General features: G+C 51.2%; 18 protein-coding genes. All 18 read left to right on the plus strand.

The features are described from left to right. The 18 genes from PHR44_03015 to PHR44_03100 all read left to right on the plus strand — a co-directional run bounded on the left by PHR44_03015 (position 1) and on the right by PHR44_03100 (position 13,900). Entirely contained in the window at positions 1 to 951 is a 951-nt protein-coding gene (locus PHR44_03015) for an aldolase catalytic domain-containing protein (protein ID MDD4909633.1), read from the plus strand. Positions 952 to 953: 2 nt separating this feature from the next. Next, entirely contained in the window at positions 954 to 1,580 is a 627-nt protein-coding gene (locus PHR44_03020) for a bifunctional 4-hydroxy-2-oxoglutarate aldolase/2-dehydro-3-deoxy-phosphogluconate aldolase (protein MDD4909634.1), read from the plus strand. A gap of 67 nt (positions 1,581 to 1,647) precedes the next feature. Further along, positions 1,648 to 1,773, plus strand: a complete 126-nt coding sequence (locus PHR44_03025; protein ID MDD4909635.1) for a hypothetical protein — start codon at positions 1,648 to 1,650, stop codon at positions 1,771 to 1,773. 18 nt (positions 1,774 to 1,791) lie between these two features. Next, a complete protein-coding gene (locus tag PHR44_03030) occupies positions 1,792 to 2,214 on the plus strand; it encodes a peptidoglycan-binding domain-containing protein (protein MDD4909636.1) in 423 nt (140 codons plus the stop codon). 201 nt (positions 2,215 to 2,415) lie between these two features. Next, on the plus strand, positions 2,416 to 2,616 hold the full coding sequence (locus tag PHR44_03035) for a cold-shock protein (protein MDD4909637.1): 201 nt from the start codon (positions 2,416 to 2,418) through the stop codon (positions 2,614 to 2,616). A 142-nt stretch (positions 2,617 to 2,758) separates the two neighbouring features. Beyond that, positions 2,759 to 2,920 carry a hypothetical protein gene (locus PHR44_03040; protein MDD4909638.1) on the plus strand — a complete coding sequence of 54 codons (162 nt, stop codon included), beginning with the start codon at positions 2,759 to 2,761 and terminating at the stop codon, positions 2,918 to 2,920. Positions 2,921 to 2,938: 18 nt separating this feature from the next. After that, complete coding sequence (gspE, locus tag PHR44_03045) at positions 2,939 to 4,624, plus strand: type II secretion system ATPase GspE (GenBank protein ID MDD4909639.1); 1,686 nt, start codon at positions 2,939 to 2,941, stop codon at positions 4,622 to 4,624. Then, a complete protein-coding gene (locus PHR44_03050; GenBank protein MDD4909640.1) occupies positions 4,625 to 5,839 on the plus strand; it encodes a type II secretion system F family protein in 1,215 nt (404 codons plus the stop codon). 3 nt (positions 5,840 to 5,842) lie between these two features. Next, on the plus strand, positions 5,843 to 6,295 hold the full coding sequence (locus PHR44_03055) for a type II secretion system protein (GenBank protein ID MDD4909641.1): 453 nt from the start codon (positions 5,843 to 5,845) through the stop codon (positions 6,293 to 6,295). Further along, a complete protein-coding gene (locus PHR44_03060; protein ID MDD4909642.1) occupies positions 6,292 to 6,810 on the plus strand; it encodes a prepilin-type N-terminal cleavage/methylation domain-containing protein in 519 nt (172 codons plus the stop codon). Before PHR44_03055 ends, PHR44_03060 begins: the two co-directional genes overlap by 4 nt. A gap of 6 nt (positions 6,811 to 6,816) precedes the next feature. Next, the gene (locus PHR44_03065; protein ID MDD4909643.1) at positions 6,817 to 7,368 is read left to right on the plus strand and encodes a hypothetical protein; all 552 of its coding nucleotides are present in this window, start codon (positions 6,817 to 6,819) and stop codon (positions 7,366 to 7,368) included. A 7-nt stretch (positions 7,369 to 7,375) separates the two neighbouring features. Beyond that, on the plus strand, positions 7,376 to 8,908 hold the full coding sequence (locus PHR44_03070) for a hypothetical protein (protein MDD4909644.1): 1,533 nt from the start codon (positions 7,376 to 7,378) through the stop codon (positions 8,906 to 8,908). Then, positions 8,908 to 10,446 (plus strand): type IV pilus assembly protein PilM, encoded by a 1,539-nt coding sequence (pilM, locus tag PHR44_03075; protein MDD4909645.1) that lies wholly within the window; start codon positions 8,908 to 8,910, stop codon positions 10,444 to 10,446. Before PHR44_03070 ends, pilM begins: the two co-directional genes overlap by 1 nt. A gap of 14 nt (positions 10,447 to 10,460) precedes the next feature. Further along, a complete protein-coding gene (pilO, locus tag PHR44_03080; GenBank protein ID MDD4909646.1) occupies positions 10,461 to 10,967 on the plus strand; it encodes a type 4a pilus biogenesis protein PilO in 507 nt (168 codons plus the stop codon). 1 nt (position 10,968) lies between these two features. Continuing rightward, positions 10,969 to 11,373, plus strand: coding sequence for a hypothetical protein (locus PHR44_03085; protein MDD4909647.1), 405 nt, complete (start codon positions 10,969 to 10,971; stop codon positions 11,371 to 11,373). Between the two features lie 52 nt (positions 11,374 to 11,425). After that, positions 11,426 to 11,827: a nickel-responsive transcriptional regulator NikR gene (nikR, locus tag PHR44_03090; GenBank protein ID MDD4909648.1), complete on the plus strand. Its 402-nt coding sequence runs from the start codon at positions 11,426 to 11,428 to the stop codon at positions 11,825 to 11,827. Between the two features lie 67 nt (positions 11,828 to 11,894). Continuing rightward, complete coding sequence (locus tag PHR44_03095) at positions 11,895 to 13,244, plus strand: carbohydrate porin (GenBank protein MDD4909649.1); 1,350 nt, start codon at positions 11,895 to 11,897, stop codon at positions 13,242 to 13,244. Between the two features lie 20 nt (positions 13,245 to 13,264). Beyond that, positions 13,265 to 13,900 carry an energy-coupling factor ABC transporter permease gene (locus PHR44_03100; protein ID MDD4909650.1) on the plus strand — a complete coding sequence of 212 codons (636 nt, stop codon included), beginning with the start codon at positions 13,265 to 13,267 and terminating at the stop codon, positions 13,898 to 13,900. Positions 13,901 to 13,902 lie beyond the last annotated feature (2 nt).

A 13,902-nucleotide genomic window follows, 5' to 3' on the forward strand; every position in this document is an offset into this window, starting at 1 on the left:
ATGTATAGAGAACAGATCAAGGTGCTGGACTGCACTATCCGCGATGGCGGGCTTATCAATGATCATAACTTTGAACGCGAATTTGTGCGCAAGGTATATAAGGCCATCTCGCTGGCGGGCGTTGACTATATGGAGATCGGCTACAAGAATTCCAAAAAACTCTTTTCCCCCAAAGAGTACGGCCTGTGGAAGTTCTGCGACGACGATGAGATAAAGCGGCTGAAAGAGGGGGTGGAGTCCCGCACAAAGATCTCTGTCATGGTGGATGTCGGGCGCGTGGACACAGAGGAGATAAATCCTTCTGCCGAGAGCCCCGTTGATATGATACGGGTGGCCTCTTATGTCAAGGAGATAGACAAGGCCATACACCTTGTGAATAACTTTGCCGAAAAGGGCTATGAGACCACCATCAACATAATGGCGATATCCCGCGACCAGGGCGCTGAGTTGGACGAGGCGCTTCATCAGATAGAGGAAGAGAGCAGGGTAGGCGTGGTCTATATCGTGGACAGCTTCGGCGCGCTTTATCAGGAGCCGGTTGAATGGCTGGTGAAGAGATTTAAGGGCATATTGAAGACCAGGGAGGTGGGCTTCCACGGCCATAACCATCAGCAGCTGGCCTTCGGCAATACCATTGAGGCGATCATCCACAACGCCAACTATCTTGACGCCACGGTCTATGGCATCGGCCGCGCCGCGGGTAACTGCCCGCTGGAGTTGCTGATCGGCTTCCTGAAGAACCCGAAGTTTGACATCAGGCCCATACTTGATCTGATATCTCAGGAGTTTGTGCCGTTAAGGGACAAGATAGAATGGGGATATATCATACCTTACGCCATATCCGGCATGATGAATGAGCATCCCCGCGCGGCGATGGCGCTGCGCAAGAGCAGTAAAAAGGAAAATTACCGCGAGTTTTACGAAGGCCTGATGAACCCGGAGTTGGATTAGGCATGGATGTGGAGCAGTTCAAGCGGCAGCCGGTCTTAGGCATACTACGCGGGATAGAAGCGGATGTAGTTGAGCCGCTTGTTGAGGCGCTGGCCTCATCCGGCCTCAAGGCCGTTGAAGTGACGATGAACACATCAGGCGCGCCTGACTTGATCAGGCAGATGGTCAAGTCAGCCAACGGCCGCCTGACAATAGGGGCAGGCACTGTTTTGGATATGGATGAGCTTCGGCTGGCGCTTGATTCCGGAGCCACATTCATTGTTTCCCCCATATTAGTGCCCGCTGTAGTGAAATATTGCGCCAAAAAGAAGATACCCGTATTTCCCGGCGCGCTGACCCCGCGGGAGATATACAATGCCTGGATGGCAGGAGCTACTATGGTGAAGGTGTTCCCTGTCAGCTTTTTCGGCCCGGAATACATTAAGGAGATAAAAGGGCCTTTTAAGGATATACCGCTGCTTGCCTGCGGCGGCGTGACCCCGGAGAATATCCGCCTGTTTTTTTCCCGCGGCGCCTCGGCGGTCGCCTTCGGCGGCAGCATATTTAAGAAAGAGTGGTTTGAGCAGAAGAAATTTTCACTTATCACCGAGCGCGTAAAGGCGCTGCTTTCCGGCATGCGGCCTGTTTAACGCCTCGCGCAGTTTTTTATTGTTTTAATCCCTTAAACAGGTATAATAGCGAAAAGAAGGAGGTGGTATGACCAAGAGGCTTTGTTATGCCGCGGTGATCGCTATTTTCACGTTTTTTGTTTCGGGTTGCGCATTACTTAATACGGCCTTAGGCGTGGCTGCTGCTTACGCTGTTTATCAGGCAACTAAATAACACTAATATCAGGAGGCAATGGAAATGAACAGGATGTTTTATGGCTTGGTTCTCGTGAGTTTGTTTTTTGTTCTTGGCTGCGGGCAGCAACCTCAGGAAGAGGCCATTAGCGAGGAAATGGAACCGGCAGACAGCCTTATCCAGGAGGGCGTTGGGGCATCCGTTACCGAGGTAAAACCGCTCGCGCAAACGGCGCAACAGCCGGTCGCGGCAGCGGCGCAGCAGGCAACAGAGAGGCCGTCATCCATAAATGAGATACAGCAGGCATTAAAGAACGCCGGGCTTTATCAGGGCGCGATTGACGGAAAGATGGGGCCGATGACCAGGGAGGCGATAGAAACATTCCAGGCGAACAACGCGCTGGAAGTGGACGGCAAGGTAGGGCCGCGTACCTGGGAGAAATTAAAGGCATACCTGAACGCCGCAACCCCATCTGACTAAGGCATTTTGCCGCTTAAATTTATTGAAGATTTTAGTTGACAAACGGCAAAAGCGGCATATAATAGCTCAAGCAGTAGATGGTAGTAAATAAAGGAGTAGGAATCTTGGCCCGTAAGGATAAGAAAACACTCTCCTTACGGTTTTTTTGCAGTTCCGCCATTATTTACTACGCTAAATTAAAAGAAAGGAGGGTAGTAAGTAATGGCAAAAGGTAAAGTGAAGTGGTTCAGCAACCAGAAGGGTTATGGCTTCATCACCACCGAGTCAGGCACGGATGTATTCGTACATCACAGCGCGATTCAGGGTGACGGCTATAAAACTCTGGAAGAGGGTCAGGAAGTAGAGTTTGAAGTGGAAAAGGGCCCTAAAGGCGATCAAGCCAAGAACGTAGTCAAGTTGTAAACTGAGAAAATACAGTTGTACAATATAGACGGAACGAGGCACTGAGTAATCAGTGCCTCGTTTTTTTGATATACAAATATTTATAAATTGCTATAATATATTAATAATATTATAGATGTCAAAAAATGAAAGGGGATGAGGCATGATCGAGAAGAGCGAATTCAAGGGGAAACCGGTTATTATTCTAAAGCGGAATGAAGAAGACAAGTATCCTTTTTCCTTCGGCTTGTCCAAGGCGCGGCTGATATTGGAGAACATGGAAGAGATAAAGCGGTTTGTGGAAGAAAACGAGACAAAACAGTAATCTATCCGCGGGTATAAGATGCAGAAGCAGAGAAAATCATTAGGCGAGAGCCTGGTAGATGAAGGCGTCATAACCGCCGAACAGCTCAATAAGGCCAAAGAGGAAGAGAAGAGGAGCGGCCAGAGGTTAAGAAAGGCCCTGGTGAAATTAGGCATCATCGCGGAAGAGGACCTGGTCGCCTTCCTGGGTACCAGGCTGGGGCTTCCCCGCGTAGAGCTGGATAACTATCTCATAGACCAGAAGGTAATTGACCTGGTGCCTGAAGAGTCAGCCAGAAAATACGAGCTCATCCCCGTGCTAAAGATAGGCAACCGCCTTACCTGCGCCATGGTCGACCCGTGGAACGTCTTTGCACTGGATGATCTAAGGATGAAGACCGGGCTGATTATTGAGCCGGCGGTGGCGACTACGGATGAAATAAAGAAGGCGCTCAGCCGTTATTACGGGGCAAGGGGCGGCATTGAAGAGATAATCAAGGCCATTGACGCCGAAGGCGTGGGCATAGACATAGACAAGTCCGATGACATCAAAAAGATAGAAGAGATCGTCGCGGAGCCGGTAATAATAAAGCTGGTGAACTTGATCATTATGAAGGCCGTAAGCGCCAGGGCCAGCGATATCCATATAGAGCCGGAGAAGGAAACACTCCGGCTGAGGTTCCGCATAGACGGGATGCTCCAGGAGGAGGCATCTCCCCCCAAACACCTGCAGTCAACCATAATTTCCAGGATCAAGATAATGGCCAGGCTGGATATCGCGGAAAGAAGGGCGGCCCAGGACGGCAGGTTCAGCGTCAAGATAGAGGGCAGGGATATAGATATCCGAGTTTCCTGCGTTCCCACCATATACGGAGAGAATATTGTGCTGCGCATACTGGATGTGTCCAACGCGCTCTTAGGGCTGGACCAGCTGGGTTTCTCCAAAGATATTTTAGGCCGTTACCATAAACTTATCATCCGGCCCCACGGGATAATCCTGGTGACCGGCCCCACAGGCAGCGGAAAGACCACCACGCTTTATGCCTCGCTGAATGAGATAAACAAGGTTGAGAAAAATATCATAACCATAGAGGACCCCGTGGAATACAAGCTGGAAGGCGTCCGGCAGATCCAGGTGAACCCCAATGTAGAGATGACCTTTGCCGGCGGCTTGCGTTCAATATTGAGGCAGGACCCCGACATCATTATGGTCGGCGAGATACGGGATTTTGAGACCGCGGAGATAGCTGTGCACGCGGCACTGACCGGCCACCTTGTTTTCTCTACGCTTCATACCAATGACGCCGCGGGAGCGGTAACCAGAATGCTTGATATGCGGGTTGAGCCGTATCTGCTTTCTTCTTCTGTTATCGGCGTGCTGGCGCAGCGGCTGGTAAGGACCATATGTAAGGATTGCAAGGAAGAGTATGCGCCCACAGAAGCGGAACTGAAGGGCATCGGTATTCTTAAAGAGGTAAAATTATATAGAGGAAAGGGCTGCGACAGATGCAGGAACAGCGGATATAAAGGCAGGATAGGCATCTTTGAGCTGATGCCTTTTGACGACAATATACGCAACCTCGTTACTGCCAAGGCGGCGCTGGAGGAGATACGCAAACAGGCAGTCGCCTCCGGCATGGTCACTCTGACGCAGGACGGCATTGATAAGGTAAAGCAGGGGCTTACCACTACGGAGGAAGTCCTTCGCGTGACGCGGGAGGAATAAGTGGCCGTATATAATTACAGGGCGCGGGATAAGGCCGGCAGCGCCGTTAAGGGCGCGATGGAGGCGGCGGCAAAAGACGAGGTCGTGGAGCGGCTGCGCAAGATGGGGTATATGGCCACGCAGGTCAGGGAATCCCTGCCCGGCATTAAGATAGAGTCGTTATTTGAAGGGCTGAAAAGAGTAAGCACGGAAGATATGATCATCTTTAACGTGCAGCTTTCCAATATGATCGGCTCGGGTATAAGTATATTGACCAGTTTGGATACGATCAGCAGGCAGATCGAAAACAGAAGGTTGAGGCAGATCATAAGCGGCGTTGCCAGAGGCGTTGAGGCAGGGGAGAGTTTTTCCCAGGCATTGTCCAGGCACCCCGGTGTCTTTCGGCAGTTATTCATAAGTATGGTAAGGGCGGGTGAGTCCAGCGGCAAGCTGGACGTTATTTTAGCCAGATATGCCGTATTTGCCGAACAGCAGGAGGATTTAAGGCAGAAAATAAAAGGCGCGCTTTTTTATCCCGCCATACTGTTGGCCGCCGGAATAGCAGTCACACTTTTTGTGGTCACGTTTATTATTCCCCAGTTTGCCCAGATCTTCCTGAAGGCGGGCATAACGCTGCCTTTACCCACCTTGATCCTCTACAAGATAGGCATGGGGATAAAGCATTTCTGGTATGCTATCATATTATTTATCATTGTATCCGGCCTGGCGCTCAGATACTACGCCGGGACAAAGTCAGGGCGGCTTAAATGCGACAGGTTGAAGCTGAACCTGCCTGTTTTGGGCCCCCTGCATCGTAAGGCCGCGATATCGGGATTCAGCCGGACGCTGTCCACTCTCATAGCCAGCGGCGTTCCGATATTAGAGGCGCTGGCCACGGTCAAAGGCGTCATAGGCAATGAGGTCCTGGAGAACGTGATAGACAATGTGCGCGGCGCGGTAGAGAAAGGGGAAGGCATAGCAGCCACCTTAAAGGTGAGCAATGAGTTCCCTCCGGATACCGTGCAGATGATCTCTTCGGGCGAGGAAAGCGGCGCGCTGGATAAGATGCTGAATAAGGTAGCCGATTTCTACGATATGTCTTTAGGCCACGCGGTCAAGAAAATGACCGCTGTGATCGAGCCTTTATTTTTAGCCGTAATGGGCTGCATGGTGGGGTTTATTATGCTGTCAATGCTGCTGCCGATTTTTGATATGATGAAAATACTAAGGAGGTAGGAGATGAGAAAGGCATTTACATTGATCGAACTGTTGATCGTCATCGCGGTGATATCCATTCTGGTAAGCATCGCGCTGCCGCGTTTTAAGGGCATGGTTGACGAGGGCAATATTGCCAAGGCGAAGGGAGAGCTGCGCACGCTTCAGACGGCGGTTGAGAGTTACTATATTCATAATAATAACGCATATCCTGCCACCGGCTCTGCCGCGCTTCAGACGGCGCTGTCCACCGCCGTGCCAAATATCATTGATTTTGTGCCCACTGATCCGTTCAGCGCCTCAAGCGCCGATTACGTGTGGGTGAACGGCGGCACAAATAATAAGTTTTATATAATTTATTCAGTCGGCCCTGCCGGCAACGGCAGCGCCGCGATATCCGGCACCGATACCGTCACGGAAACCAACGGCGCCAGCTGTATATATGTCTCCAATATCAGCCGCGATACCCAGCCGTGAGAGGTTTCACGCTGCTGGAGGTCCTCATTTCAATTGTTATTATCACATCCGGGATCGTGATATTGCTGGAGATCATACCGGTGGTTATGCAGGGCTCCGCCAATATTGAAAACCTGGTTACCGCCACAACGCTGTCAAGGGACCTGATGGATGAGATCCTGAGCAAGGGCTTTGACGACCCCGACACAGGGGCTGCTTTCGGCCTTGAAGAATCAGCGCCCAGAAGCAACTTTGACGATGTTGATGATTATGACGGTTTGAGCGAGGACCCGCCGCAGGACGTAAGCGGCGCCGACTATGACGGCACAGGCGCGATGCCGGATTACTCCCGATTTACGCGCGCGGTCACGGTGGAAAACGTCCCGGAAAATGACTTCAACGCGGCAAGTCCGTCCGCGGACGGGACTACCGATGCCAAAAGGATCATCGTGACAGTGTCCTGGCCTGATAAGGCAGGCACAGCGCAGGTAGAGTTAAGGTCTGTGGCAAGCGAATATCATCCCGACCCAAGATAACGCGCGATGGCTGCGATAACAAGAGAAGGCGGTTTTACGCTGTTAGAGCTTACGATAGCTGTCTTGTTGTCTGCCATGCTGTTTGGCACAATAGGGCTTTCCTTTACGGTCATTCTTAGAGAGGCATCAAGCACGTATATGCGCAGCAGTTTAAGGCAGGACGGCCTGGTCGCGATCGAGCGCCTGACGCGCGAATTAAATGAGGCGAAAGAGATCACCTCGGCAGAGGAAAATTCGCTTTCCTTTTGGTGGCAGGACACAGACAGCGACGGCCTGCGCGACGCCTCGGAGGTCGCGGCCTTTTCCTGGGACGGGGTTGCCGGTTCATCGCTTGAGCGCGACAGCGTCAGTTTAGCCTTCAACGTTGAAAGCTTCCAGATCACTTACCGCGACCTGAACAATTCATTGCTTTCGCCCTCGCCGGATCTTTCCCTGGCCGACAGGGACAGTATACGCAGGATAGAGGTTGAATTGAACCTGGACCAGGAAGGCGAGAATATAACGCTGGTTACGGCGGTAATACCCAGAAATTTGCGCCAGGTCCGCGGGCCATGGTGATGAAAAAATGAATAATAAAGGGATGTCCCTTATCATAGTCGCGTTCCTGGTCCTGATAACGGCCACGGTTATAGTCGTGGCCTACAGCGTTTTGATCACTGATGAGACGCTGATGGGAGGCATTGAGTTAAAACAGCAGCAGGCGCTGTATATAGCGGAGGCAGGCATAGAGCGGGCCATGGAATTTCTGGAGGACGATACTGACTGGAGCGATAATAACGGCAGCGCTGTTATTGCTGAGAGCTTCGGCGAGGGAAGTTATTCCGTGGACCTGTCCGTGGGCACAAGGACTACCATCGTAGTTGACTCTGAGGCCGCGCTTGACAGCGGCAGGCTTCAGGTAAGACGAAAGATCAGGCAGAAGATCCGCCGGCTTCCGGAGGCGTTCAATTACGCGTTATTTTCAGATACGGCCAATTCCTCGAGTATCCAGGGCACATTGGTGGTTAACGGAGGCGACATTTACGCCAGGGGGGATATTACCGACGGCCCGCTGAACGTAGCCGACGGCGGCACAGTAGCCACAACAACAGGGGGGCTGGTTTATTCTGAAGGCGCTGTCAGCGCGACCGGAACATATACAGTAGGCACAACACCTGTCCATACGCCGCCTAAGCCGGTCCTGGATACCACATATTTTGCGAATATCATTACAGATTTTGACTCGGATATGAATACTTACGATACCAGCGCGGATTATCTGGGCTATGCCGGGGTATTTGAGCCGGATCCCAACGGCGTCGTTAATATCGTGCTGTCCGGCAACAGGTATTTCAGTAATTTCAGGGTCAGGGGCAGCAGCACCATTACCGGCACAGGGGCGATCGTGTCGGACGACCTCATTAGATTGCAGCAGGATACCGTGGTTACCCCCAGCGGAGGGGATATACTATTGATAGCGAGAAATAACGCTACGGCTGAGGACCGCTCTATACTGAACGCGAATACGGTATTGTATTCCAGCACAGGATTAGCCAGGGCCATAAACCAGTCCGTTGTTAATGATTCTACGCTTCTTTCTTCAGGCGGCATAAGGATCTTAAACCAGGCAGAGCTCACCGATTCAACCCTGTATCAATCGGATACAACCGATACATTGCAGGTTAACGGAGGCAACGTGCTGCTGACCTCCTGCACTCTGTTGTCCAGCGGTGGAATGAGGATAGATAATCCCGACATCCTTTCCGGCAGCATACTGTATTCTACCGCGACCGCGGACAGGATCGATATCAATGGGGCCAACACGCTGATAGAAGGCAGCGTATTGGCCAACAGCCAGTTCCGGCTGACCAATAATGCCGTAATAACCGGGATCGTATATGCCGTTGAGTCGGATATGAGACGGGGCACTATAAACGGCAGCGTTGCCGCCGATAGTTTTTTCAATGATGAAATAGTCAACGGCAACAGCACGGTAACCATTAATTATGACCAGAGCTATCTTCCTGAGGCGCCCGCGGGGCTGGGCCTGGATATAGACGCGGACGGCAATGAAGAAGGTATTATAATCAAGGTGCCGGGCACATGGCGGCAACTATAATGGCTAAGAAAACTATCATCGGGCTTGATATAGGCACAAGTTCAATAAAATCGGCAAGGTTTGCCAGGAAAGAGGACGGCCTGCATTTGATCAAGGTTGATCTCAGGGAATTTCCCCGCTCTGAAGGCGAAGCCGCGAAGGAAAAAGATGTGTTGTCCGCGCTCAAAGATATGCTTAAGGGCGTGGACATTAAAAGATCGCGGATCATCCTGAGCATTAACTGCCCCATGACTTCGCTGAAGAAGATAACCGCGCCTTATATGCCTAAAGCGGAGCTGCGCGGCGCCGTGATCATGGAGGCAAAGAGCCATTTTCCCTTCTCGCTGGAGGAGGCATTCCTGGATTTTGAGGTATTGAAGGAGGTATCCGAGAACGGCGTAAAGAGATACGAGGTCGCCCTGGCTGTTTCGCCGAAGAAGACGGTCGGCGCTTATCTATCTTTGCTGGATAAGGCAGGCATATCTCCCGCGGCGTTTATCCCCTGTTCCTACGCCTTCAAGAAGATATCCGAACGTGTTTCCGGAAGCGGCGGCAAGGTCAATTGTTTCCTGGAAATGGGCAGCCGTTTTACCGAACTGCTTGTGTTTAAGGGCGGCGATCCGGAGTTTTACCGCAAGATACCGGTATCTGGAAGCGATTTTACCAGGGCATTGACAGTCACCCTCGCGTCGGCAGAGGGGAAGGTAGGGCTTTCCGGCGATGAAGCAGAGGAGTTAAAGCGCAGGGAGGGCATACCGCAGGAGGCCGGGCGCGTTCTTTCCCTGCTTCGCGCCCCGCTTGAGCATTTAGTAAAAGAGATAGAGCGGTGTTTTGATTATTACCGCGAAGAAAGCGGCGGCGCCAAGGTTGATTCGCTGCTTTTATTCGGCGCGGGCGCCTCTCTTAAAGGGCTGGACAAGTATCTTTCAAAAGAGCTGGGTATGGATGTAAGGCCCGGCAACGCGTTTGAGGGTATTACAGTGGATGAGCCGCTTTTAGACAGAGGGGAGGAAGCCGGCAGGTTGTTCGTCCCGGCTATAGGCGCGGCCTTAACCGAGGCAAAGGGCATAAATCTTCTTCCTCCGGAGATCAAGGATGAGCCAGGGCGCATCGTCAGGCGCAGCGTATCAGAGGGACTGGCAGCCGCCGCCGCGCTCATATTGCTTTTCACATATATAGGTATGAGCATACAACTATCTAATTTTCATAAGAGGATATCCGCTGCCGCGATGGAGATCTCAGCGCTGACATCCCAGTTTAAGGAGGCCGAGGCGCAGATCGCGATAAATAAGATGCTGTTCAATGAGCCGTACTGGGAAGATGTATTTAAAGAGCTTAGCAATATCATGCCTTCAGACATATATCTCAGGGAATGCAATATGAGAGACAAGGTAATAGGCATACGGGGCACGGCAGTTTCCAAGGAGCCGGAGAGGTCAATATCCGGTTTTATACTCGCGCTGGAAAAGGGCATATTCAGCAGTGTAAAGCTGGTCGCTTCCAGAAAGGCGCAGGAGGGCTCATCCAACGAGTTTGAGTTGAAATGCTGGCTGGACTGACAGGGTTTAAAAATATGGAGATGACGAAAGAGAGATTGGCAGCGGTTGTATCGGCGTCTTTGGTTATTTTCGGCCTGGGGCTTTATCTTTTTTTATACAGGCCGCTTAAGCTGAAGTTGAGGGATGCCCGCGTTCAGGCGGCTGCTGTTGAAAAAGACCTGGCAAGGATGCATCGGGCCATAGGATATCTTAAGAAGAACCCTGTCAGAAGGGCGATAATAACCGAGGATGGCGTGTCTTTGGCCATGGATGAGCTGACGCAGGAGGCAAAACTAAAAGGCATAAACTTTATTTCTATAACCCCTGCTCAGCCCATAGAGTCCAGGACAGGCGGCTATAAGATCCTGCCCATAGACATTGAGGCGGAGTCCACCTACGCCGATTTCGGGATATTTCTGGGGGCGTTGGATGAATTTAAGAACAGCGTAGTCACGGTAGAGGGCTTTAGCCTGTATTCTTACGGAGATGATCCGGCAAACTTAAGGAGCAGGTTGACGTTAGGCATTTATCTGTCGGAGTAAAATGAGAGATAGAAAACTGATAGCGTTGGTTGTGTTGGGTGTCGCGGCGGTATTCAGTTTGATCTACGGCATAGTTACGCCTTCAAGGGCAAGGCGCGCGGCAGCGCGGCAGGATAAAGGAGCGGGCAGCGTTGAAGAGATCGAGACCAGGCAGCGCTATAAAAGGACGGCGTTCGCTTCCTGGGGGAGAAATCCGTTTACGCTGACAAAGGCGCCTGCTCAGGTATACCAGGGCATTGTTTTAAAGGGGATAATCCGGGATGCCCGGGGGTCTCTGGCCGTGATAAACGACGTTATCGCCGGAGTAGGCGATAAGGTCGGCGCGAACACGGTGATTGAGATAAAAGAAGACAGGGTGATCTTGGACGGCAGCGCCGGTAAATTTGAGCTTGAATTAGAGCAATAAAATATCTTGACAGTAATAAAATCAGTGTTACTATTGTGATAAAGGTGTTATCATGAAAACTATAAAGCGTTTTGGCGTTTCTTTGGAAGAGGGGCTGCTTAGCGAGTTGGACGGCCTGGCAAAAAGGCAGAAGTTCCCCAGCAGGAGCCAGGCAATAAGATTCCTCATAAGGAACAATGTAGTAGAAGATGCCTGGCAGAGTAATAAAGATGTTGCCGGATGCATCGTCCTGATCTATGACCATCATAAAAGGGACCTGGTAAATAAATCTCTGGATATCCAGCACAAGTTCGGCCATTTGATCCTTTCCAGCCAGCACGTCCATTTAGACCATCATAGCTGCCTGGAGATGGTTGCCTTGAAAGGTAGTGCCTCCGGGCTTAAGGAGTTGGCCGATAGTTTAATATCCCTGAAAGGCATAAAGCACGGCAGATTGGTTATGACAGGGGTTTAATTTTTTTTCTTTCCTGGTAGCACGATTTTCAAAAAGGTGATATATATAGGTAAAGAAAGGGGGAAAGATGAGAAAAGGCGCAGTCATTGTTTTATTATTTTGCTTTCTTTGCGGTGTAAATTCTTCCTGGGCAGGGGAAGGCGTATCCAATGAGGAATTACTGAAGGAAATACAGGCGTTGAAAGAAGCGGCTGCTAAACAGGAGAAGAGAATCGCGGAGCTGGAGCAGCGGCTCGCGCAGCAGGAATCCGCGCCTAAGGGCGCGCAGCTTAAAGATATGACCATAGAGGATTTTGACAAGCATATAGATTCCCATTTATTGCACAGGATTCCCGGTTATCAACTGTTTGATGGGCTGCGCATGGGCTTGGGCGCGACATTTATATCGCAGGCAACTTATAACGCAAACGCGGACGCCCTTTCTCGCGAGGGAGAGGACGCGGCGGATGCTTCTTATTCTGTTGATCTGGAATTTGAAAAGGAGTTTGCTGGATCGGGGAGGGCATTTCTGCATCTTGAGACAGGGGACGGCGCAGGCGTAGAGGATGAGCTCAAACTGTTTGCCAATGTCAACAGAGACGCGGACGACTCGGACAATGGCATATCCGTGACTGAAATCTGGTATGAATATTATATGGACAATATGCCGTTGAGTTGGACGTTCGGCAAGATCGATCCCACTATTTATGTAGACAATAATGAATATGCCAATGATGAGACCACCCAGTTTTTAGGCAGAATATTCAGGAATTCTCCTACAGTGGAATTCCCCGATAATAGCCCGGGTATCCGCCTGGGATTGGAGCCGACTGAGTTTATGGGCGCTGAGTTGGTGTTAATGGACGCGGACAGCGACTGGGAAGATATGTTTGACGGCGTGTTCCTCGCAGGCCAGGTTAATCTTAAACCGGCATTATTCGGCAAAGGCGGCAATTACCGCCTGCTCGGCTGGTTAAATGACAGGAATCATATCAAGTGGCATGACGCCACAAAAGATAAGGAAGAGGGCTATGGGTTTGGCGTGAGTGTCGACCAGCAATTCAGCGATAATCTTGGCGCCTTTGCCAGATATGGATGGCAGGACCCGCAACAGCGCCTAAGCGGCTTGGATGACGATTTTTCCCTCGAGCACTCCTGGAGCGCGGGATTACAATTTAGCGGTGATCTCTGGGGAAGAGATGAAGACGTATTGGCCGTTGCGGTCGGTGAGGCGATCCCCTCGGATGACTACAAAGATTCCGGCAGCCTGAATGCCAAAGACGAACGCCATTTAGAAGCGTATTACAGTTTTAAGGCGAACGAACATTTGACCTTAAGCCCGGATGTCCAGATAATATGGAATCCTTACGGCGATGACGCGGTAAACGGCAAAGACACTATTGTCGTAGGAGGCATAAGGGGACAAGTAGATTTCTAAATACAGAAAGGAGGATGATTATGCATATACCGGACGGATTTCTGGCGGTTAATACCTGGGCGCCCGCGTGGTTGATCTCTTTAGGCGGTTTAAGTTTCTGTTTCAAAAGGACTGCCGCTACACTGAAAGATAGAATGGTGCCGTTAATGGGTGTCGCGTCCGCCTTTATTTTCGCGGCGCAGATGCTTAATTTTCCCGTAATGGCAGGGACTTCCGGGCATCTGTTAGGGGGCGTCCTGGCAGCGGTTTTGCTTGGGCCTTGCGCGGGGGCGATCGTGATCGCCGTAGTCCTTATCGCCCAGTGTTTTATATTTCAAGATGGAGGGTTTACTGCCTTGGGCGCCAATATCTTGAACATGTCCTTTATAGGGGCCGGGGCGGGTTATTTTATTTATAACGGTATCAGGACGGTTATAGGCGGCGATAGAGGGGTGGTTGTCGGCGCGGCTGCCGCGGCCTGGGCCTCTGTGGTTCTGGCTTCCAGCGCCTGCGCCGTTGAACTGGCCATATCCGGCACATCGCCTCTGAAGGCAGCGCTTCCCGCGATGGCAGGGGTGCACGCGCTTATAGGCATAGGCGAGGCAATGATCACTTCAGTGGTTATCGGATTTGTATTGAAGGTAAGGCCGGATCTGATATATAATAAGGAGGCATAATT

Source organism: Candidatus Omnitrophota bacterium, from assembly GCA_028707125.1.
Taxonomy (GTDB): domain Bacteria; phylum Omnitrophota; class Gorgyraeia; order Gygaellales; family JAQTUX01; genus JAQTUX01.